23 protein-coding genes and 2 pseudogenes are annotated in these 21660 nt (G+C 39.1%); 6 read left to right on the top strand and 19 right to left on the bottom strand.

Features of this window, described 5'->3' with window-relative positions:
• Window positions 1-6: 6 nt before the first annotated feature.
• The 9 genes and pseudogenes from SR187_RS03990 to SR187_RS03950 all read right to left on the bottom strand — a co-directional run bounded on the left by SR187_RS03990 (window position 7) and on the right by SR187_RS03950 (window position 7320).
• Entirely contained in the window at window positions 7-408 is a 402-nt protein-coding gene (locus SR187_RS03990) for a Spx/MgsR family RNA polymerase-binding regulatory protein (protein ID WP_024531687.1), read from the bottom strand.
• A 273-nt stretch (window positions 409-681) separates the two neighbouring features.
• A complete protein-coding gene (locus SR187_RS03985) occupies window positions 682-1608 on the bottom strand; it encodes a bifunctional riboflavin kinase/FAD synthetase (protein WP_120171590.1) in 927 nt (308 codons plus the stop codon).
• A gap of 31 nt (window positions 1609-1639) precedes the next feature.
• Complete coding sequence (gene truB / locus SR187_RS03980) at window positions 1640-2515, bottom strand: tRNA pseudouridine(55) synthase TruB (protein WP_162497003.1); 876 nt, start codon at window positions 2513-2515, stop codon at window positions 1640-1642.
• A 53-nt stretch (window positions 2516-2568) separates the two neighbouring features.
• Window positions 2569-3894: a DUF438 domain-containing protein gene (locus SR187_RS03975; RefSeq protein WP_120171588.1), complete on the bottom strand. Its 1326-nt coding sequence runs from the start codon at window positions 3892-3894 to the stop codon at window positions 2569-2571.
• Window positions 3891-4124 carry a DUF1858 domain-containing protein gene (locus tag SR187_RS03970; RefSeq protein ID WP_024531683.1) on the bottom strand — a complete coding sequence of 78 codons (234 nt, stop codon included), beginning with the start codon at window positions 4122-4124 and terminating at the stop codon, window positions 3891-3893. The genes SR187_RS03975 and SR187_RS03970 overlap by 4 nt, the downstream gene beginning before the upstream one ends.
• Before the next feature lie 2 nt (window positions 4125-4126).
• The gene (locus SR187_RS03965; protein WP_120171587.1) at window positions 4127-4693 is read right to left on the bottom strand and encodes a DUF2726 domain-containing protein; all 567 of its coding nucleotides are present in this window, start codon (window positions 4691-4693) and stop codon (window positions 4127-4129) included.
• A 33-nt stretch (window positions 4694-4726) separates the two neighbouring features.
• Entirely contained in the window at window positions 4727-5761 is a 1035-nt protein-coding gene (locus SR187_RS03960; protein WP_120171586.1) for an alpha/beta fold hydrolase, read from the bottom strand.
• 34 nt (window positions 5762-5795) lie between these two features.
• Window positions 5796-5936 (bottom strand): annotated as a pseudogene (locus tag SR187_RS03955) (TetR/AcrR family transcriptional regulator); the annotation flags it as partial.
• Window positions 5937-6066: 130 nt separating this feature from the next.
• Window positions 6067-7320 carry a DUF2130 domain-containing protein gene (locus SR187_RS03950; protein WP_120171585.1) on the bottom strand — a complete coding sequence of 418 codons (1254 nt, stop codon included), beginning with the start codon at window positions 7318-7320 and terminating at the stop codon, window positions 6067-6069.
• A gap of 186 nt (window positions 7321-7506) precedes the next feature.
• Here SR187_RS03950 and SR187_RS03945 point away from each other — a divergent pair, with 186 nt between their 5' ends.
• The 3 genes from SR187_RS03945 to SR187_RS03935 all read left to right on the top strand — a co-directional run bounded on the left by SR187_RS03945 (window position 7507) and on the right by SR187_RS03935 (window position 10157).
• Entirely contained in the window at window positions 7507-8328 is an 822-nt protein-coding gene (locus SR187_RS03945; RefSeq protein ID WP_024531680.1) for a Cof-type HAD-IIB family hydrolase, read from the top strand.
• 88 nt (window positions 8329-8416) lie between these two features.
• The gene (gene pepT / locus SR187_RS03940; RefSeq protein ID WP_120171584.1) at window positions 8417-9637 is read left to right on the top strand and encodes a peptidase T; all 1221 of its coding nucleotides are present in this window, start codon (window positions 8417-8419) and stop codon (window positions 9635-9637) included.
• A 127-nt stretch (window positions 9638-9764) separates the two neighbouring features.
• A complete protein-coding gene (locus SR187_RS03935; RefSeq protein ID WP_024531678.1) occupies window positions 9765-10157 on the top strand; it encodes a DUF5684 domain-containing protein in 393 nt (130 codons plus the stop codon).
• Between the two features lie 296 nt (window positions 10158-10453).
• Here the strand turns inward: SR187_RS03935 and tnpC are convergent, their stop codons facing one another.
• The 5 genes and pseudogenes from tnpC to SR187_RS10020 form a co-directional block, all read right to left on the bottom strand.
• Complete coding sequence (tnpC, locus tag SR187_RS03930; RefSeq protein WP_167747248.1) at window positions 10454-11788, bottom strand: IS66 family transposase; 1335 nt, start codon at window positions 11786-11788, stop codon at window positions 10454-10456.
• Window positions 11745-11951, bottom strand: a complete 207-nt coding sequence (locus SR187_RS03925) for an IS66 family transposase (RefSeq protein ID WP_024533122.1) — start codon at window positions 11949-11951, stop codon at window positions 11745-11747. The genes tnpC and SR187_RS03925 overlap by 44 nt, the downstream gene beginning before the upstream one ends.
• A gap of 53 nt (window positions 11952-12004) precedes the next feature.
• Window positions 12005-12355: an IS66 family insertion sequence element accessory protein TnpB gene (tnpB, locus tag SR187_RS03920; protein WP_120171582.1), complete on the bottom strand. Its 351-nt coding sequence runs from the start codon at window positions 12353-12355 to the stop codon at window positions 12005-12007.
• Window positions 12336-12525, bottom strand: a pseudogene (locus tag SR187_RS10025) (hypothetical protein). The gene tnpB and the pseudogene SR187_RS10025 overlap by 20 nt, the downstream one beginning before the upstream one ends.
• 535 nt (window positions 12526-13060) lie before the next feature.
• Window positions 13061-13510, bottom strand: a complete 450-nt coding sequence (locus SR187_RS10020; RefSeq protein WP_231996447.1) for an AEC family transporter — start codon at window positions 13508-13510, stop codon at window positions 13061-13063.
• A gap of 154 nt (window positions 13511-13664) precedes the next feature.
• Here SR187_RS10020 and SR187_RS03905 point away from each other — a divergent pair, with 154 nt between their 5' ends.
• From SR187_RS03905 to SR187_RS03895, 3 genes are all read left to right on the top strand, one after another.
• Window positions 13665-13982, top strand: a complete 318-nt coding sequence (locus SR187_RS03905; protein WP_024531862.1) for a PadR family transcriptional regulator — start codon at window positions 13665-13667, stop codon at window positions 13980-13982.
• Window positions 13979-15097, top strand: coding sequence for a DUF4097 family beta strand repeat-containing protein (locus tag SR187_RS03900; protein ID WP_120171581.1), 1119 nt, complete (start codon window positions 13979-13981; stop codon window positions 15095-15097). The genes SR187_RS03905 and SR187_RS03900 overlap by 4 nt, the downstream gene beginning before the upstream one ends.
• A 181-nt stretch (window positions 15098-15278) precedes the next feature.
• On the top strand, window positions 15279-16472 hold the full coding sequence (locus SR187_RS03895) for a cation diffusion facilitator family transporter (RefSeq protein WP_120171580.1): 1194 nt from the start codon (window positions 15279-15281) through the stop codon (window positions 16470-16472).
• Window positions 16473-16835: 363 nt separating this feature from the next.
• On the opposite strand, the gene SR187_RS03890 is transcribed toward SR187_RS03895, so the two are convergent.
• The 5 genes from SR187_RS03890 to lepB all read right to left on the bottom strand — a co-directional run bounded on the left by SR187_RS03890 (window position 16836) and on the right by lepB (window position 21658).
• Window positions 16836-17666, bottom strand: coding sequence for an amino acid ABC transporter substrate-binding protein (locus tag SR187_RS03890; protein ID WP_024531859.1), 831 nt, complete (start codon window positions 17664-17666; stop codon window positions 16836-16838).
• 13 nt (window positions 17667-17679) lie between these two features.
• Window positions 17680-18312 (bottom strand): amino acid ABC transporter ATP-binding protein, encoded by a 633-nt coding sequence (locus SR187_RS03885; protein ID WP_024531858.1) that lies wholly within the window; start codon window positions 18310-18312, stop codon window positions 17680-17682.
• A gap of 9 nt (window positions 18313-18321) precedes the next feature.
• Complete coding sequence (locus SR187_RS03880) at window positions 18322-18963, bottom strand: amino acid ABC transporter permease (RefSeq protein ID WP_024531857.1); 642 nt, start codon at window positions 18961-18963, stop codon at window positions 18322-18324.
• A gap of 150 nt (window positions 18964-19113) precedes the next feature.
• Window positions 19114-20925: a glutamine--fructose-6-phosphate transaminase (isomerizing) gene (gene glmS, locus SR187_RS03875; protein ID WP_120171579.1), complete on the bottom strand. Its 1812-nt coding sequence runs from the start codon at window positions 20923-20925 to the stop codon at window positions 19114-19116.
• Window positions 20926-21115: 190 nt separating this feature from the next.
• Complete coding sequence (gene lepB / locus SR187_RS03870; protein ID WP_024531855.1) at window positions 21116-21658, bottom strand: signal peptidase I; 543 nt, start codon at window positions 21656-21658, stop codon at window positions 21116-21118.
• Between the last annotated feature and the right edge of the window lie 2 nt (window positions 21659-21660).

Here is a 21660-nt window from a genome sequence, read left to right as displayed (position 1 = left end):
ATCATCTCATCCTATTTCTGCTCGCAGTGTAGCGTTCTTCAACTCTTGTTTACGATATTTCCGTGGAAGAAACGCACGAATTTCATCTTCGTTAAAACCAATCTGCATCCTCTTTTCATCCAGAATAATCGGACGACGCAAAAGACTTGGATAGGTTTCAATCAACGCAATGAGTTGCCCTACAGAAAGCTCATCTACATCAACATCTAATTTTTGAAAAACCTTCGAGCGAGTTGAGATTAGATCATCCGTCCCATTTTCTGTCAGTGTTAAAATATTTTTTAATTCCTCAGCAGTCAAAGGGCTGGTCATAATATTATGCTCAGTAAAAGGGACTTCGTGGCTTGTCAACCAAGCACGAGCTTTACGGCAACTGGTACAACTTGGTGACAAAAATAAAGTGATCATACCTTCCATCCCCTCTATAGACTTTCTCTATTTCATTATACTCTAATTTAAGAGAGTTTTCAATAGAAAATCCAATCTATTTCCCCTTAATTCTTCTAAAGATTCTATTTTTTTTCTAATCATTTCAGAGGTTCAACCTACTTGCCAATCTTCACAACTAGTGTTTTTCAAAGTATTTTGCTGCCTAGGAGAACTTGTACATCTAGCACAGTATTAACAATTTGGTGAGAGGGGGGGATGACAAATTGAATAGATTCGACAGCTACATGAGCTTCAACGGACATAGTCTTCCCACTGCAAAGCAAACTTCTCGTCAGATTTCATCTGCTCCATCAAACTATTGATACCATCAAACTTAATCATATCTCGAATTTTCTCTAACCAAAAAATCGTTATTTTTTTACCGTAAATAAAACGATTGAATCCAAAAATATGGGCTTCAATCCGTAGCTCAGTCCCATCAAATGTAACATTCTTTCCTACACTCGTCATAGCTCGGTAACGCCTACCATCCACTTCAACATCTGCTACGTAAACACCATCAGAAGGCAGATGAACTCGATCAAATGGAGCTAGATTAGCAGTTGGATAACCGATTGTCCGACCTCTGGCATCCCCATGAACAACAAGCCCTTCTGTCATAAAAGAATAGCCCAAAAGTTGGTTAGCTAAAGAAACATCTCCTGATCGAATTGCCTGACGAATACGAGTTGAAGATATTTTCTCACCACCTAAGCTAACCTGCTCAACAACTTCCACTCTCCCCTCAAATAGGGTTGATAAAGCTTGCACATTTGCTCTGCAATTACCAAAATGATAATCAAACCCAGCTACTATAACCTTGGCGTTTACTCCTTTGATATAACGCTCTACAAATTCCTCTGGTGTATTGCTAGCAAACTCACTGGTAAACGCCGTTAAATAAAGATTATCCACTCCGTATTTCTCCAATAAGAGATAGCGCTGCTCTTGACTCGTTAAATGTAGTAGAAGTTCCGGCTCAAAACGCGAAAAAGCCAAACGAGGGGACTCTGGAAAGGTTAAGACAGTCACTGTTAATCCCTGCTCGTTTGCTATTTTTCTTGCTCGTTCTAGCAAGGCTTTATGCCCAAGATGAAGCCCATCAAAGTAGCCCAAAACCAATACCGTTGGCTCGTTTTGATGCAATTCTGTATAGTCTTTAATCGTTGTAATCTTCATATATTTATTTTATCACAGTTACAGAAATCTTTTAAAGTAAAACCTTGCTTGGTTTATAGACTTGGTCTCTTTTTTCAAAAACAGCAATGAGCTTACCAGAATGAAAACCAGCCAACCGTTCCTTCTCTGAGTCCAGGTCCACAAACCGTCCAAATGTGGCGTCTATGACTTGTTCATCCGTCAACTCGATAATCGGTAAATCTCCAATCCCCTGTTCAATCGGTTGTAAGAAACTAAGATCTCCTTGAGCTACCTTCCTCGCAATTTCTTCTAATGTCAAGGCATCTTCTAGCTTCATTCCCGCAGAGCCTGTCCGCTCCAGCTTGGACATGTGGCTAGCATAGCCCAACTTGCTCCCCAAATCAACAGATAGAGTTCGAATATAGGTTCCCTTACCACAACGAACACGAAATGTGAAACGTGCACAGTTATTAAGTAGTTGGATAGGACTAGTTCGCTCAAAACTATAAATATCAACTTGACGTTTCGGCCGTTCAACTACTTCACCTGCACGGGCATAGTCGTACAACTTACGTCCATTGACCTTAACTGCTGAATACATAGGCGGAATTTGAGTAATGGTTCCAACAAAACCTTTCATGGCATCATCAACTACTTGCTCAGCTATCTCTAAAACTGGTGTCTGCTCTAAAATATCACCTGAAGCATCTTCTGTTGTAGTCGAATAACCAATGGTAATTTCCCCCTCATAGACTTTCCCCTCTTCTTGCATAAACTCAATCATACGAGTAGCCTTTCCGACTGCAATGGGGAGAACTCCTGTCACATCTGGATCTAGGGTTCCACCGTGACCGATCTTCTTTTCCTGCAATATCTTGCGTAGCTTAAATACAGCATCATGCGAGGTCATGCCTGCTTCTTTTTTTAGGTTAATAATTCCTGAAATCATGCTTTCATTATAACACAAAGGACCACTCTTGTGAGCAGTCCGATAAGAATTTATATATCCCGATGAAACTCGCCCTCTAGATCAAAGAAGGGTTGAATATCTTGAACGTACTCCAGAACTCCTTGAAACTCACCTTGATTATCACGAACAGCCTTATAGACTACATAAACAAATTTGCCCATGGTTTCTGACTTGAACCACATGGATACCTGTTCTTTTTGTCCTGTGCGGAGAAGATCAAAAATTTTCTTAACCTTATCAAGAATTTTTGGCGGGTGACAAAGTTCAACATGGCGACCGATTTGACTGGGGGTCCGTTTAAAAATCATATCCTCAACAGGGTGGCTATCGTTATAATATTGGAAAATATCATCCTTGTTGACAAATGTCAGTTCAAGCGGTAAGTGGTTGAGAATTAAATTAGCTTGTTCAACAGACAGGTATCCATTACCAAAGGTTTGCGGGCTAGTTCGATCCTGAATCCGTTCTGATTTTTCCTTCGGTGTAAAAGTAATGGTGAACCGACCTTCTGGCGTGTCGATAATCTGTTGATTTGGCGCATTGATTTTCGGAGGATGAGGTTCCACTTCCTGCTCTGCTATTTCTCCAAAAACCTCCCGATGGGGTACCCACTTGGCTGTCGGTTTGACAATAGCATAACCGTAAACATTACTATCTTCCGCCACCTGGATCCAATCATCCTGAGTGAAAATCTCAAGTAAAATCATGAGAAGAATGGCCTCTTCCTTGAAAATCATTTCTTCGAATTCCTTAGCAAAAACTTCAAAGTTTTCTTTTAGAGCACTCATCTCACCACTCTCTAAAGATTGATAGGCGATTTTAAAGAGGTCACGAATCTCATCATCCACACCCCACATGACCTTCGGTGGTGCATCATGACCGTAACGTTCCATAATAGGGAAGAAGACTTTTTCCTTACGAGTATAGTGGTTTTCAAACTGTCCTAGAAGACTAAACTGGCGCTTCAAACCTTGAAGGAGCTGGGTTTGAAGTTCTGACTCTTTCACTTGATCATATTGATCTAAAATACGACGAATCCTAAGTAGTGCTGCCCGTAGAGCAAGGTTTTCTTGCTTAAAAACAGAGACAGGGTGACCTTCTTGATCAATATCCGCCACTTCTACATCAGTAATCGCTCCCTTGAAGAGGTTAGCATGGATATTGCAGAGACTCATGACATCCTCAAAGGTAATTCCTGTATCACTAGACATGAGCTCATGTTCCATCATGGAGATTTCTAAGGCAGAAACCCCCGTAAAATGCTGATTAAACTGAGCTTGGACTTCTTCTGGGTTCGCTCCATTGTGCAAATCCAAAAGAATACGTTTCAAAATCTCAATACGTTGGTTATTCATTCTTGTTCTCCCACCACATCATAGCCATTGTATTCCAGAACCTGCTGGATACGCTCAAGTGGAATCTTGGTCATCTTAGAACCTGTCTTAAGACTAGTCACCTTGCCAACTGTATGTAGCATAGCAGGATTAGCTAGGGGCTTAAAACCAAGGTCAATTAAGAGTTCTTTAACTTCGGGGTGCTGACTGATAATATCTGCCACAGGCAGATTTAGGTCGATTGTGTTCATATTTATTCTCTCCTTAATACTTCGTCCAAGACTTTTATCAATCTTTGTTTTTCCTGACTCTCATTGGTTTTAAATCTTACCAAAGGAATACCACATTTTCCCAAAATAGTATCCTTCATGCTATCGCGTTTAAATTGCGTACTGTTAACTTTATGAAAAGCATAACCATCTACCTCTACAGCTAGAACAGGCTCCTTCGTTAATCTATTAGTGATTAAGAAATCAAGATGAGTATTCCCATGACTTGCATAAATTGCCTCAGACTCTGTTAGTAAGTCAAAATTTTTCACAAGATTTCTCAATTTATAAGAATGTATAACATCTAAGTTATTATATTTCTCATCACTGGTAAATATTTCTTTTATCAAATGATACATCAAATTTTCAGAATCGTACCTAGATAGTCTTTTACGCTTACTAAGGTATTCTTTCCGCTCTTTCTCATATTGCTTATATAAATAATCAAAAATGGAATAAATCGGACTTTCTCTCACCTCAAAATTGTTATACTGTATATACCCCAATAAATCGCTGATGTTTTTATCTAATGATTGCTCATTCCCGGTCATAACAATAAATAGTTTCTGTTGATACCATCTTCATCATTCACCATTACATATAGAATTATCAGATACTATTTCTCTAAATTCTGACAATAATTTAATATACTCTTTGGGCTTGAAAGTATGAATAACATGATTAGCGGAAACTTTTTTATATATTATTTGCGGAGCTAAGGAAATAGCGTGCTGAGCGTCATCATCATCAAATGCTCCTACAAGTCCGTGATTTTCGTATCGCTTCCAATCGGCTTGAATAAGCAATATGGGGCATTTTGTTTTCTCAAAAGCTTCTGCATGGTCAATACCATCATAAAATCTACCATCAACGAAGGCTCTGGCAAAATCCGGGTCAAACATAGATAACGATTTAATTAGCAAACGCAAACTATCTGGGAATCCAATTTCGACTGGACTATCAGGGTGTTTATCTTGAAACTTCTTTATCTTTCGTGACAACCAACTAACAAACCAATTTGGAATTCTTTTGATTCTCTTATCAGAGGCTGGTACTTCCATATCTTTAAAATAATTTGCTAAATCTCTATCTGGTATATTTCCGATTTGATTAACAAGGTGCTTTAGTCCGTTATATACAAATTTATCTTGTTCTTTAAATCGTGGCATTTCAGCAGAAAAAATGGGTGCGTCCTCAAGAATAATTCCGGAAATATATTCCTGAATATTAGCAGCACACCAAAGAGCGATAATGCCACCTGATGAATTTCCACTAATAATAACTTTTTGTTTTATTACATTTTCTACAAATATTTTTATATCTTCACCAATAATTCCCCATGAATAATACCCCGGTGTCCAAGAAGACTTTCCATGACCTCTCACATCTATGGCGTATACTTGAAAAATTTTTGACAGTGGCAAAAGTACTTTCTTATAACTTTCCCACATACCCATTTGTGCAGGAATCAATAATAAACTTGGTCCATTCTTAGGACCAACCACATAGTTCAGCTTAACACTCCCTGTATCATAAGTTTTTTCTGAAAACCCGGCATTTACCAGCTTTCGATTATTTAGTTTTCCAGACAATTTTTCGTATGGATTTTTATAGTTCATTCAATATTCCTCCTAACTATAATTCTTGAACGTTTTACCTGATAACAATTCCATAAATCATTAAATCAAGATATTCTTTAACATCTTTTTTAAATTCATGAAAATTATCAAAAAACTCCAATGGATTATCTTGATATAAATGTAGATATTTCATTACAATTGCATCAATATACAAGACTTACCTTTATGACGAACCAACTGAATTGATTCAATACGTCCTGTCTTATCTTCTCCATCAATTAAAATAATTTTTTTTATCTTTTCCATATCTTAACTCTCAACGTTACTTATATTTTGTGCCCATTTCATCCTCCCTTCAATGCTTCAAATTTAGCTTTCATGGTTGGATTGTTGCGAGTCAGTTTCTTGACGGAGACATCATCAAGTTTATTATTAGCTAGACGTAGTTGGTTTTCACTGGTCGTAAGGGCAGCCTTAACAGCTTCCATACGTTTGATGGCTTTGTCGATTTCATCAATGGCTTTTTGGAAATTGTTGCTGGCCGACTGATAATTTTTAGCAAAGGCTGTTTTGAAAGTTGCTAGGTCTTCTTCAAAATGAGTAATATCAATATGCTGCTCCCTAACTAAAGCCAATTCTTGTTTGTATTTCAAACTATTAAGTGCAGCATTTCGCAAAAGTCCAATCAATTGGATAAAGAACTGTGGACGGACGACATACATCTTTTCATATTTATGGCTAACGTCTACAATACCCGTATTGTAGTAATCGTTGTCTGCCTCTAACATAGTCACTAGAACTGCGTATTCACACTCTTTTTCTCGGCGATCCTTATCTAATTCCTTGAAAAAGTCTTCATTCTTATGCTTTTTGATGGTATCATCAGCCTCATTTTTCATCTCAAACATAATCGAAAGGATTTCCACCCCATTTTCATCAAGCTCACGGTAAATATAGTCTCCCTTGGAACCACGCGCTGACACTTGGTTATCCTTTTCAAAGTAAGCATTTGGAAAGGCTAATTGGCGTACCTTATTGAACTCTGCCTCAGCATAAAGCTCTAAGCTTTCCCCAATCGCCTTGGTTGATTGCTGAGCCTTAAAGTTTTTGTAAAATTCCACCTGCTCATCCGCAGCTTTTAGACGCACTTCATACTCCTGACGGGTGTTCGCAAGGGCCAACTCTTGCTTCTGCTCCTGAACAGCCAAAGCCGCTTGAGCCGCATCCCGCTCTTTTTCAACCTTCGCCACCGCTCGCTGTAACTCTAAATCCTTAGCAATACCAATCTTATCTAGTTGAGCTTTTAGCTCTTGAATTTCTTGATCTTTTTGAGAAATAGCAGAGCTGATGTCAAACTCAGTCTGACTAGCTATTTTGTCCAACTTGGCAGTTAACTCAAAGATCTCCTTATCCTTATCCCCCAGTCGAGTCTGCAAATCATTTTCTGCCTTCTGAATCAATAATTCTGTCTCACGCGCCAACCGCTCATGGACTTCCTTATCAAACTCCGCACCGCGCACCTGAGCTAACAACTGACTGTATTCTGTTTCATTAACCTGAAAAGCCGTCCCACAATGAGGGCATGTAATATTATGCATAATACTCTCCTTATCTCTCCTTCTATTATACCCAAAAAAATCGGTAATCAACCAATGATCATCTATCCGCTTATCATTTTTTAATCATAACTAAGAAAGGATTCCATTATAACAGCAGTCTTTCAAGTATTTCAACCACTCCTCCCCCATTTTGTGCTATACTAGTCTTAAAACAAGGAGGTTCTTATGATAAAACTCATCGCCCTTGACATGGACGGAACGTTGTTAAACGAGAAAAAAGAGTTAATGCAACCACAGATTGAAGCAATCCACAAGGCTGTAGAGTTAGGTGTCACAGTTGTACTTTGTACTGGACGGCCCTTGATAGGTGTAAAGCCTTTCATCAAGCAACTTGGTTTTGACACCAAGAACGAGTTCATCATTGTCAATAATGGTTGTTCAACTCATTCTACCCGTGATTGGAGTTTAATCGATTGGGACGAACTGACCCCTGATGATCTTGACCATCTCAGCAGTTTTACAAATAGTGATGACGTGCAACTTTCTCTATTTGATGAAGCAGAATATTTCGTACTGGCTGAAAAAGCTAACAAGATTGTTCGTATGGATGCTCAAATCGTTGGCATGTCCCCGTTTGCTATTGACCTAACAGAAGCAAAATCTGGAAAGTACCGCTTCTTTCAGGCAATGTTCGTCGGTGAAAAGGAGGCAATTGATCAATTTGAAGCAGCATACAATCCACTCCTCAGCCAGAAATACTCAACCGTTCGTTCTCAGGATTATCTTTTAGAAATTTTACCAAATGGGGCCAGCAAGGCTTCTGGTCTGCAAAAATTGGCCAACCGCCTGGGAATTTTACCAGAAGAAATTATGGCTGTAGGGGATGCCAATAACGACCTTGAAATGATTGAGTTCGCAGGACTTGGTATTGCTATGGGAAATGCCAATGACGAGGTTAAAGCCATCGCCCAAGATATCACAGATACCAATGACAACAACGGTGTTGCCAAAGCTATTAAAAAACATATTTTGTCATTGAGAAGCTAATTAGAAACGAAGATGCAGAATGGCTAGTGCATGTCCCATCAAATTGATACCCTATTAAACCAATTCAAAGATTTACGAAGGAGAAAATATGAAATATCCAACACTTTTAGATCGATTTTTAGTTTACGTAAAAGAAAATACTCGCTCAGATGAAAATTCGACAACTACTCCATCTACTCAAAACCAAGTAGAATTTGCTCAGAATATCCTGTTACCTGAGATGAAGCGCATTGGGTTGCAGGATGTTCACTATCTGCCAAATGGTTTTGCAGTGGGAACTCTACCTGCCAATGATCCTAGTTTGACACGTAAGATTGGTTTCGTCGCTCACATGGATACAGCGGATTTCAATGCTGAGGGTATCAATCCACAGATAATCGAACATTATGATGGAAGCCCAATCACACTTGGCACCTCTGGTTACGAATTGCATCCAAAAGATTTCCCACAATTAGCAAATTATCATGGGCAAACCTTGATTACTACGGATGGTACGACCTTGCTAGGTTCTGACGATAAATCAGGTATCGCTGAAATTATGACAGCCATTGAATTTTTAGTAGAAAATCCTGACATCAAGCATTGCGAAATTCGAGTAGGCTTTGGTCCAGACGAAGAGATTGGAGTTGGTGCTGATAAGTTTGATGTAGAGGACTTCGATGTAGACTTTGCTTACACGATGGACGGAGGGCCACTTGGTGAGCTTCAATATGAAACTTTCAGCGCTGCCAGTGCCAAGATAGATTTCCTAGGGCGCAATGTTCACCCTGGATCTGCCAAAGACCAGATGATTAACGCCTTCCAAATGGCTATTGACTTCCACAACGCACTTCCTGAAACAGACCGACCTGAAAAGACAGAAGGCTACCAAGGCTTCTTCCATTTGATGAATATGGAAGGAAGTGTTGATAGAGCTTCTACTAACTACATTATCCGCGATTTTGAAGAGACTGATTTCCAAGCTCGCAAACAATTGATGTTGGATATTGCAGAAAGAATGAATGCCAACTTTGATACACAACGTGTTCTTGTTCATCTTCACGATCAATACTACAACATGAAAAAAATCATCGAAAAAGATATGACCCCGATTACAATCGCTAGGGATGTAATGGAAAACTTGGGCATTAAGCCATTGATTGAACCAGTCCGCGGTGGTACAGATGGTTCTAAGATTTCCTTCATGGGTATTCCAACACCAAATATCTTTGCAGGCGGAGAAAATATGCATGGTCGCTTCGAATTTGTCAGTCTTGAAACCATGGAAAAGGCTGTTGATGTGATTTTGGGTATTGTATCCTACAAATAAAAATCAAAAAAGTTAGGTTTCCGGTAGAAATCTAACTTTTTTAAATTCCAAAATATCTGTATCTAATTCTTGTATTATTGAACTAATACTGTTATAATAGATATATAAAAACGAAAGGAGTTTCACTATGACAGAAGAATTCTTTATACAAGGTCTTCTCATTGGTATTTGGGGAACAGCACTGCTGTTTTCAGCAATTTGGACTATCCTCGTTACCATTTCCAACTATATCCTCTTTAAAAAAGCAGGTTATGCAGGATGGAAGGCCTTGATTCCTATTTACAATCTCTACATCCAACAATGTATTGCATTTGGATATGAGAAGAGATGGTTTATTCTTTTCTTACTTATAGCTGGTCCGCTTTATGGTATCTATCTAACCTATTGTTTCGGTCGCAGTTTTGGTCTATCTGCTATCCAAGCCATCTTCTATGTCCTTTTTACCCCTATCTTTAACCTCTACCTAGCCTTTAATAGTGATAGTCGCTATCAAGGGCCACAGGATTTCTTTATCGACTGATATTCTTCAAATATAAAGCTTAGACTTTGATGACCTTGCTTGATAAACTCTAGTTTTATCTACACCTACATCCACCTAAGCTGATTTTGATTGAGTATAAGTGGTAAATTTCCCAGACAATAAGAAAAGCCTTCATGTACTAAATCGCATCCAAAATGTTAGATTTTTCTCTAACTTCTGAAGCTCAGTGCATACGAAGGCTTTTTTCATGCAAACATAAAGATTAACAGTAACCGCCCCATAACGGAGTATATAGAAAACATCCCAAAGTCTATATTTGACTCTGGGATGTTTTTCTATTTACAGTTCCGTTGAATGGTTTCATTCCACGGTAAATAAGCCTCTAGCACCTCCTTTTTTACGAGTGTCTCCTCATTAGGCAAGTGTTCTAGAAGATAAGTCATATATTTCTCTGAATCAAGGCCGTGTCTCTTGGCTGTTTCCAAAAGACTCAGAATGATAGCTGTCGACTTGGCGCCCTCAAAGCTCTGAGAGAACAACCAATTTTTACATCCCATAACTAAGACCTTTATCGCTCGCTCAGCTATGTTATTAGACAGGACTAAGTTGCCGTCCGAGAGAATGGTTCTGAAGGTGGATTCGTATTTTAGGCTGTATTCTAAAGCAGTACCCAATTTAGACCCTGGCAAAACAGCTTGTTTGCGACACCAGTCAAAGAACTCATCCATCAAGGGAGTCAACTCTGCCTGTCGGTTGTACAATCGCTCCTCAGCTGATAATCCCTCCCATTCCCTTTCAAGGCTAAACAATTGGTCACAATAAGCTAATCCCTTAGCGCCTAGAGAGGTCGTATCCGCCTTCTTGGGAGTTGCCTCGAAGAATTTCCGTCTCACATGTGCCCAGCAACCAACTAGTTGAGCCTTGGCTAGTTTGCGATAAGCACTCCACATGTCACAGTGAACATAACCCTCATAATCCCCAAGAACTTCCTGAACAACCAAACCACTTCGGCGCTTGTCATGGTGATAGAGGGTAATCCCTTGCGCTTCCTGTTTTCCAGATAAGAAGGTCCAATAGTAGGTTAACTGACGATCACATTCTAAGACCTTGTAAGAGGTTTCGTCCGCATGAAGAATGGGCTGCTCCAGCAACTTCTCGTGTAGAAGGGCATAAATCGGCTCGAAATAATATTGGCTAGACCTGATATGCCAGTTGGCTATTTCCTTGCGACTAATCGGTAAGCCGAGCTTGTTCCAATCCTCTTCCTGACGATAATTCGGCACTTTCAGATTAAATTTCTGATGAATCGTATGAGCAATGATAGAGGCTGATCCTAAACTATGGGCTAAAGGAGCCTTGACAATCTTATCGCTGAGATTCTTCTGACTACATGCCTGACACTTATAGGCATGTTGGATATGGTCAACCCGTTTTAATTGCGCAGGAATAAAGATCAACTCTTGACGTTGAACCGTTGTGCCAATCTCCTTCAACGGCCCCTGACAGTCTGGACAAAGGCAGTCTTCGCCCTGTAATTCGTGATGAACTATCTCTGGAGTGAACTGACTAAAAATAGCCTGACGAACTCCCTTAGTTTTCTTGCGTTTATTGGTAATCGTTTCTGTCTCAACTGGGTAAGTCAGCTTCTTCTTCAGGGAGACTTTCTTCACCAAACAAGCTCAGCTGACCGGGTTGATGCACTACCTTTTCGGATGATTTTCCGTAGAGTTTCTGTCTCAGATATTCAACCTGCTCACGAAGGAGGGTCAACTCGTTGGTAAGTTGTTCAATCGTTGAGGTCTGTTGTTTCATAATTGCCATTAACTCATCCATACGATTGAGCCTCCTTCTTTTTATCTTATTATACACAAAGAAAAGCCATCATTTCAATAGAAATCACGACTTCTTGTAGGTTTTATGTTAGGACTTATCGAAAATCCTTTCATGAGCCAGTCCACCTGCTCGGAAGTGAGGGCTTTAACCTCCTCTTCATTGTTTGGCCAAGTCAATTTCCCATTTTCAAAACGTTTATACAATAACCAAAATCCTTGTCCATCCCAGTAAAGAGCTTTGAATCGGTCTTTTCGACCTCCGCAGAAGAGATAGACCTGACCTGTGAAGGGATCTAGATTGAATTGACTTTTGACAAGGTAGGCGAGGGAATCAATCCCTTGACGCATATCTGTTTTTCCACAGACCAAGTAAACTTGACCTAAATCACTGAGTCGGATGGTCATAGGCTAGTACCTTGTCCAAGATGGTTTCCAATACCTCATGGTTGATAGTAATGAAAGAAAGTGAGTTCTACTTTTTCGGGACGAATTTTCAGCAGAGTAGCGTTTCTGTTTTTTCTCTCAAAGTGACGAGACTGTGGGGGTGAGTTTAAGGGGACGATAGGTGTTGGCATAATGAAAAAACCTCCATTTCTGTTTTCTATTAACAGTTTAAAGGAGGTTGGATTATTTTTATAGATACTTCGTTATTGGGCGGTTACGATTAACAGCATCATCAACACTAGACTGACCAAGATGGATAAGGAATTAAGATTGGCGGGCTCTGCTGAATAACTTCCAAGCTTTAAAGCATAAACAGGGGACATGACGGAAATCGGTGACGCTAGACAAACCAACAGCATGATTTTTCATCATTCTGTCAATAGGGAGAAGGAAATAAAATATACTTCCCATAAGGATATTTATGCACAACCTCAGACAGAGCAAATATATCAATCGCCCTATCTTTTTCAGATCTAGCTTCAAATCAAAAAGGATACCCAACATAAGCATGGCTAAAAATGGATTGGCACTGGCCGCTATAGAAGTAATAGATAAAATCCGACTGGGAATTTGCAGATTTAGACTAGAAAAAGCAAATGTCAGCAGGTAGACAGCAAACGGAACCGAACCAAATAAATTTCGCACTATACTCGCAATTCCCATCTTCTACCGTTCACTATCAAGACCAACTGCTAGAGTATAATTTCCTCCTAGTACCATAAGAGCATTCCCCGTGTCAAACAGTAAAACAGGTACCAGATAACTCACTGGAAAAAAAGCCTGTACAAAGGGAAGAGTAAAGGTTCCGATATTATAACCTGAAATCTGCATAAAGCCAATACTCTGGATTCGACTGCCTCTTCCACGGGCCTCCCAGTAACCAATCCCATCCATCACGAGATTCATAGCAAATCCAAAAAGCAAGGGAATAAGTAACCCTTCTCCCAGTTGGACTGAAGAAGCTGATACCAAAATCGTACAGGGTAAGGTCACATTCATCACAATGGCCGAAAAAATTCCTGCATCTTCCCGTCGCACCACTTTCCGTAATTTTAGCATATATCCTAGAGCAATCACTAGTAAAAAACCAAGTGCTCGAATCAAAATCTCCGCCATTTCAAAGCCTCCTAAATCTGTTTTATCATATCATATCTCATATTTTTAATGGTTTTTCTATCAATATATAATTTTTTTATATATTTCCCTTGACAAAAGAAATTCATAGGTATAAAATTTATATATAAAATATTTATATAAAAGGAGGGCAAATATGTACTATCCCGTATCATCAGTTTTAATCGAATTTTTGATACTCTCCATCATTGAAAAGCAGGATTCCTATGGATATGAGATTAGTCAGACCATCAAGATTGTTGCAGATATCAAGGAATCTACACTCTATCCCATTTTAAAAAAATTAGGAACTGCTGGTTATGTCACCACTTATTCGCAGGAATATCAAGGGCGAAAGCGGAAATACTACACTATTACTGCACTTGGACGTGGACACATTCCCTTTTTGCAAGAAGAATGGAAGGCTTACAAGGAGCAGATTGATGGTATTATAGAAGGGAGCATTAGAAAATGACACGCACACAATTTTTAAAAGAATTAGAAGTAAAGCTACAACCACTTTCAAGAAAAGAATACGATGAAGCGATGGAATATTTCACCGAACTTTTTGATGAAGCAGGAGCTGAAAATGAAGATGCTATCCTAAAGGATCTTGGTACACCAGAAGAAGTTGCCAAGGAATTATTGAGTAAACTTGCTTCTACTCCTACAATCATTCAGAGAGAGCAAAGCAGGGAGAAAAAATCAAGCTTTTCGCAAGCAAAGTCAGACTTTGATAAAGAGAAGAAGCGAATAGATTTATTAGACTTTAAGCGATTATCTATTAGGTTTGACACAGCAGATTTATCCATATTACCAACAAATGAAGAAACTGCCTACCTACTTTGTGATGAGGATAGTGGTGTAACGATAGAAAATCAAGCAGACCTGTTAACAATTCGACAATCTTTTAATCAAAAGGAAATTTTTTCATCTAACTTCACTTTAAAAACTCTTATACAAGATATCACTCAGCAAATCTTCTCAGACAATCATTTTCAATTATATCTTCCAAAAAATTACCAGCAAAAAGTACTCACTGTCCAACTTGGAAATGGCGATGTGAATCTGGAAAATTTAGCTATTTCAGGGGGAACAATCCAAACTGGTTCTGGAGATATTTTATGCAAAAACTGTCACCTTTCACAGATGAACATAGGTGCAGGCGCAGGTGACATAGGGCTTCTTTCTTGTCAAATCGATAAAGGAAATCTTCAAATTGGTAGTGGAGATATTAGCCTCACCAATAGTCAGGTGAAACAATTACAAATCGAGCTTGCCTCTGGTGATATTGACTGTACCCTTTCTCAGTTGGAAAACCTTGACATAGATTGCGCTAGTGGAGACATGGAGTTGACAAATTGCCAATTTATTGGAAAAACTTCCCTGACAAACGTATCTGGCGACATTTCTTTCCGTGATTTCCACAGTAATGCGAACACTACGTCGCTATATATCGAAACTGCCTTTGGTGATTGCGATACAAATCTAACTCTATCACCAAACGGGCGTGGTTTTGCTTATCACGCTCCGCAGGCAAGCGCTGAACTACATATTCAAAGTCAAACCGGTGATATTGAAATATTCTGATCCAAAAGAGCTCTTGGGCTCTTTTGATTTTTAAAGGAAATATCACTCTCTTTCAAACCAATCCTCTATCCCACTATTTAATGTGAAGATTCATATGTGACGATTCGCTAGACTACTCCCTCCTCCATTTGAATTTCCAGTCATTTTTTGCTAGAATATAGGGACTATTGAGGAGGTTCGTATGAAGCAACAAATCCATAATTTAAAGTTAGCCGAGCGTGGGGCTATCCTCTCTATTCTCGCCTACTTTTTTCTCTCTGGTGTGAAACTGACCGCAGGAAACCTCTTCCATTCTGCTGCTTTGACTGCTGATGCCTTCAACAATATTTCCGACATTATCGGCAATATTGCCGTACTTATCGGTCTGAGGATAGCTCAAAAGCCTGCTGATACTGATCATAAATTTGGCCACTGGAAAATGGAAGATCTGGCTAGTTTGATCACTTCTTTTATTATGTTTGTCGTTGGTTTTCAAGTTCTCTACGATACTATACAAAAATTGTTGACCAATACATCTGTCGAAATAGATATCATGGGGGCTATTGTTGGAATCTTTTCTGCTCTAGTCATGCTAGCTGTCTATTTTTACAACCATCGCTTAGCCAAGAAAGTACATTCCAAAGCGCTGGAGGCTGCTGCTAAGGATAACCTATCTGATACGATTACCTCTATCGGAACTTCCATTGCCATCTTTGCTGCTGCTCTAAATTTTCCAATCGTTGATAAGATTACTGCTATCATTATTACCTTCTTCATTTTAAAAACAGCTTACGATATTTTTATGGAAAGCTTCTTCACCTTGTCAGATGGCTTTGATGAGGAGCTTCTTCATAAATACGAAGAAGACATATTAAAATTACCTAAGGTTGTCTCTGTCAAATCACAGCGTGGACGAACTTACGGCGCCAATATCTATCTGGATATTGTCTTGGAAATGAATCCTGATCTATCCGTTTACGAGAGCCATGAAATTACCGAGCAAGTGGAACAACTCCTGATTCTCAAACATGGAGTTTTCGATGTGGATATTCACGTAGAACCCTCTGAACTTCCTCATGACGAAATGTACGAACATCTCTATGATAAACTCTTCCGCCTTGAAACCGAGATTCAATCACATGCCAAGGGGTACGAAAACCTGATTGATGACCAGTACCTTTTAATTGATGACAACGGTTGTTACTATAATAAAGAGAAAATGCTTGCGCAACATCCTGTTCAAACACTCTACCTATCCAACTACCAAATGGTATCTGTCAGTCAAAAGTCAAAACTGGTTACCTTTGAAATTGGCAACTATGTTCACACCTCTCTCTGGCGTCGTCATGAAAATTGGACCGTCATCTTCCATCAGATTTCTAAGAAACAAGTTTGAAAATGAGCAAAACTCTATAAAACCGTAAAAGACTTAGAATCAGTCAAAATGCTGATCCTAAGTCTTTTTTGATGGGCGTTTTAAAATTCTGGACTAGAGATAGACTTCTTATCTGGTCTCTCTAGCTTATCGCTTATCCTTCAACAGAAAAAAAGAGCACTACAGTTCTCAAAGCGTAGCCCCCCTATCAACATTAGAATAATTTCAAATTTAAAGATTGACTACTATATAATGAAAACTCCGACAAATACTGTTATACCTGCATTTCTCAGAGTTTTTAATTTTCTAAATAAAAGAAAAAAGATTGAAGAATATCTCCAAAATGGACTTTTTCTTCAATCTGAGAGCACTACGGCTCTTTCCTTATTTTTTTATTGTGGCTGTTGCCACATCCTCTCCAAACCACTTTTGAGAGATTTCTTGGAACTTGCCTTCCTTATATAGTTCAGCGAATGCTTTATTGATATTATCTACAAGAGTTGTATCAGATTTACGTGCGCCAACTGCAAAAGCTTCATTTTTAAAGCCAGCATCAATAATGTTGTGATCTGCTAGAATCCCCTCTTCTTTCAAATAGTAATTCGCATACACACGATCAATCAGGAGTCCATCAATACGATTATTTTTCAAGTCAATCAGTGCTTCATTAAAAGTCGCATACTGGCTGGCATCATTGTTTTTCACAATGTTCTTTAAAATGGTTGGTTGTGATTCAAAAACAGAATAACCTGATGATCCTGCTTGAGCACCTAAAATCTTATCTTTCATATCAGATACTTGACTAATATTGGAAGTCTTCTTAGCTACAAGGACTTGTTGATTATCCATATAAGGATTTGTAAAGAGAACTTTTTCTTTTCTCTCATCTGTTATCGAATAACCATTCCAAATCAAATCAATATTACCATTGTTCAATTCTGTCTCTTTCAAGTCCCAATCAATTGGTTGCCATTTAACACTGATATTATATTTTTTAAATACTTCCGTTGCTAACTCTATATCAAAGCCTGTATAAGAGCCATCTGTTTGTTCAAATCCCATCGGTACGAAGGTCTTATCAAAACCAATCGTAATAGACTTTTTAGATTCATAAGTCGACCATTTATCAACCTTAGTTGCTGAATTAGTTGATCCACAGGCCACAAGAGCCAGACTAATCACAAGAGCCGCAGCTCCAAGGAAAAATTTCTTCATCATCTTATTTACCTCAATGTTTCGGTTCAATCTTGATGATTTCATCTGCGATATTCTCAGCAAACTGCATATCGTGGGTTACCACAATTTGTGTAATACCTGTCGCCCTATTCTCCAAAATCAATTTTTCAACTTCTTTTCTCAATTCAGGATCCAAGGCTGAGGTTGGTTCGTCATAGCCAATAATCTCAGGATCAATCATCATAGCACGGGCCAAGGCTACACGCTGCTTCTGTCCACCTGATAATGAGAATGGATAGGAAGTAGCATGATTTGCTAGACCTAGGGTATCCAAGAGTTTACGGGCCTTATCTTCCGCCTCCGAGCGCGACATATTTTGCGTTTTCATTGGAGAGAGAACCAAATTTTCCAATACGGATAAGTGTGGAAAAAGCTGGAAGTCCTGGAAGACAAAGCCCAGCAAATGTCGCTTTCCTAACTCATCAAGTGGCAGTTCCTGACCATTATAAATCAAGATTCCCGAATCAATTGATTCTAAACCTGCCAACATCCGCAAAAGAGTAGTCTTCCCACCGCCAGATTGACCAACAATGGCAATAATTTTCCCCTCTGGAATGAGCAAATCATAGTTGGAGAAAATCTGTTTATTATCAAAACGTTTTGATAGATTGCGTAATTCTAACATGACTTTCTCCTATCTATAGTAATCAAATTTCTTTTCCACTTGCTTAGAAACAAGAGTGACAGCACCAATCATCAGGAGGTAGATGGCTCCTGCGATAAACATAGGAGCCAAGCTAGCATCTCGGTTAGCTGCTGTGCGACTAGCCAACAAAAGATCACTAACTCCCAAAGCATACACCAAAGATGTATCCTTAACCAAGGTCATCACTTCATTAAAGACGCTTGGTAAAACAATTTTAACGACCTGTGGCAAAACAATATAACGAATGGTCTGAACAGGTGTAAATTTCAATACCTTGGCTGCTTCGTACTGACCAGCAGGAATGGCTTCAATCCCGCCACGAAAAATTTCTGAAAAATATGCTGCGTAATTAAACGTGAAAGCGATAATAACCGCTGGCATCCGATCAAACGTAATTCCTACGCTCGGCAAGACATAATAAACAAAGATCAGTTGCAAAAGCAAAGGTGTCCCACGCATAATCAATACATAAATATGCAGCAACCACTGTAAAGGCTTAAATTTAACCTGCATCAAGAAGGCAAAAATGGCTCCCAAAGGCAAGGATAAAATCAATACGAGAAAAAATACCTGAAGGGAGATAACTGCACCATTTAATAGACTGGGCAGAACTTCCAAAACATAATCCATAAAGCTCTCCTAAAAGAATGATTGGGTTCTAGTATATCAAAAAATATCTTTTATTTCAAAGGATTTTTCAGAATTTTTAATAAATTCCCTAATTTTTTATATTTTGCAGAAAAGGAAAGGAGATTTTGAAAATCCAAATCTCCCTTATACTTATTCAACCGTTACTGACTTAGCCAGATTACGTGGCTTATCAACATCCAGACCACGTTGAAGCGTTGCATAGTATGCAATCAACTGCGTCGGCACAACCATGGCAATAGATGATAAGAATGGATGAACAGTCGTAACAATAATATCATCATCTTCTTTGGCTACTGCTTGATCCACAATTGTCAAAACATTGGCACCACGCGCCACGACTTCCTGAATATTTCCACGTGTGTGGCTAGCCAAATGTGGATAGTTTGAAATCAAAGCCAATACTGGCACTCCTTCCTCGATAAGCGAAATGGTCCCGTGCTTCAACTCCCCGGCAGCAAAGCCTTCACATTGGATATAGGAAATTTCTTTTAACTTCAAACTTGCTTCCATGGATACGTAGTAGTCGCTACCACGACCGATATAAAAAGCATTGCGAGTAGTTGCCAAAAGTTTCTCAACCTTTTCAGCAATAACATCTTTTTCCGACAGACTAGCCTCAATGGATTGAGCTACGATAGACAGTTCATGCACCAAATCAAATTCCTTAGCATAGGCATTGCCATTTGCATCACCGACAGCCTTAGCCAAGATTGCCAAAGTAGCAATTTGAGCGGTGTAAGCTTTTGTAGAAGCCACTGCAATTTCGGGACCTGCATGAAGCAGCATAGTATAAGTTGCCTCGCGTGAAAGTGTTGAGCCGGGAACATTCGTCACAGTCAAACTAGGGATTCCCATTTCATTGGCTTTCACCAAAACCTGACGACTATCTGCTGTTTCACCGGATTGACTAATCATCACAAAGAGAGGTTTCTTGCTCAGAAGCGGCATATTGTGACCCCATTCAGATGAGATTCCCAACTCTACTGGAGTATCCGTCAATTTTTCCAAGAAATCTTTTGCGGCAAATCCTGCGTGATAAGACGTTCCAGCAGCTAAGATATAAATACGATCTGCTTCTTGTACTGCTTTGATAATATCCGCATCAACTGTTACCTGACCAGCTTCGTTGGTATAAGCGCTAATAAGTTTACGCATAACAGTTGGTTGCTCATCAATTTCCTTTAGCATGTAGTAAGGATAAGTTCCCTTACCAATATCAGATAAATCCAGTTCCGCAGTGTAGCTACCACGTTCGATACTATTTCCCTCATAGTCCATCACTTCAACACTATCTTTTTTCACAATAACCAGTTCTTTATCATGGATTTCCATATACTCACTGGTTTCACGAATCATAGCCATAGCATCTGAACAGACCATGTTGTAACCACTACCTAGACCAATCAAAAGCGGTGACTTGTTCTTAGCCACATAGATTGTATCAGCATCTGTTACATCAATCAGAGCGAATGCATAAGAGCCTTGAATGATATGAAGAGCTTTCTTGAAAGCATCCAAGGTAGATAGCCCTTCCTCAGCAAAATGACCAATTAAATGCACAGCAATTTCTGTATCGGTTTGCCCTTTCAAGTCGTGACCTGTCAGGTACTCCTCCTTGATTTCTGCATAGTTCTCAATCACACCATTATGAACAAGAACGTGACTAACAGTTTGAGAAGTATGTGGATGAGCGTTGTTTTCAGTCGGTTTACCATGCGTTGCCCAACGAGTGTGACCGATTCCGGTTTTACCTTCGGTCTTATCTCCTACTTTCGCTGATAGTTCAGCAATACGCCCAACAGCCTTTACCAAATGAGACTGTTCACCTCCTGTCACAAAAATACCTGCTGAGTCATAACCACGGTATTCTAGCTTTTCAAGTCCTTGAAGCAAAATATCAGTTGCATTTGTATTTCCTACAACACCAACGATTCCACACATACATATCACCTTCAATGCTGGGCATTGACTTTCATTTTTTCATAAATTGGTCTAGTCAGATTTATATCAAAAAAAGACTGATAAAATCAGTATATAAAAAGATTCTATCTTTGTCAATATCTAAATTGGTCTAGTCAACTATTAAAAAATGAAGCAAAAGTTTCTAAGAATATTACTGAAAAAACTGGTCCTACCGGACCAGTCCTGTCTTAATAAAACCAAATTCGGATAAAGGGCTAACTCGAAAAGTTAGTCGTCCAATAATGTCTTTTCCAGCAATTAAACCAAAACTTCGACTATCCTTCCGATTCGTCCGAACATCATTGAGAACCAAATACTGTCCCTTTGGAATCACATCATACTTCCCTCCCGTCAAGGTTCCCAGGGTAAAGTCTTCTGTATAACTTTCCTGAGAATGAGGAGTCTTCAGATAATTTTCTGGGATGATCATATTGTTGCGATAAAGAACGTCATCCATGTAGGTAACACTCTCATTTTCAATCGCAATCACACGACTGACATACTCTTTTCCCTCATGTTTGTACAGGATAAAATCCCCATGATGTAGACGAACATTGCGGGCTGTCACGATGAAGTCATTTTTCTTCAAATAGTTATTTGCCATCTCCGCTGTAATCGTAACAGGTTCAAACAGCCAAAGCCTCAACCCAATGATGCCAAGAATCAATAAAATGAATAAGCTAACTTGTTTTATTAAATCTCTTTTTACCATAA

The organism is Streptococcus ruminantium, assembly GCF_003609975.1.
GTDB lineage: Bacteria > Bacillota > Bacilli > Lactobacillales > Streptococcaceae > Streptococcus > Streptococcus ruminantium.
The sequence above is the reverse complement of the archived record's forward strand: the minus strand, read 5'-3'. Positions and strand labels throughout refer to the sequence as shown.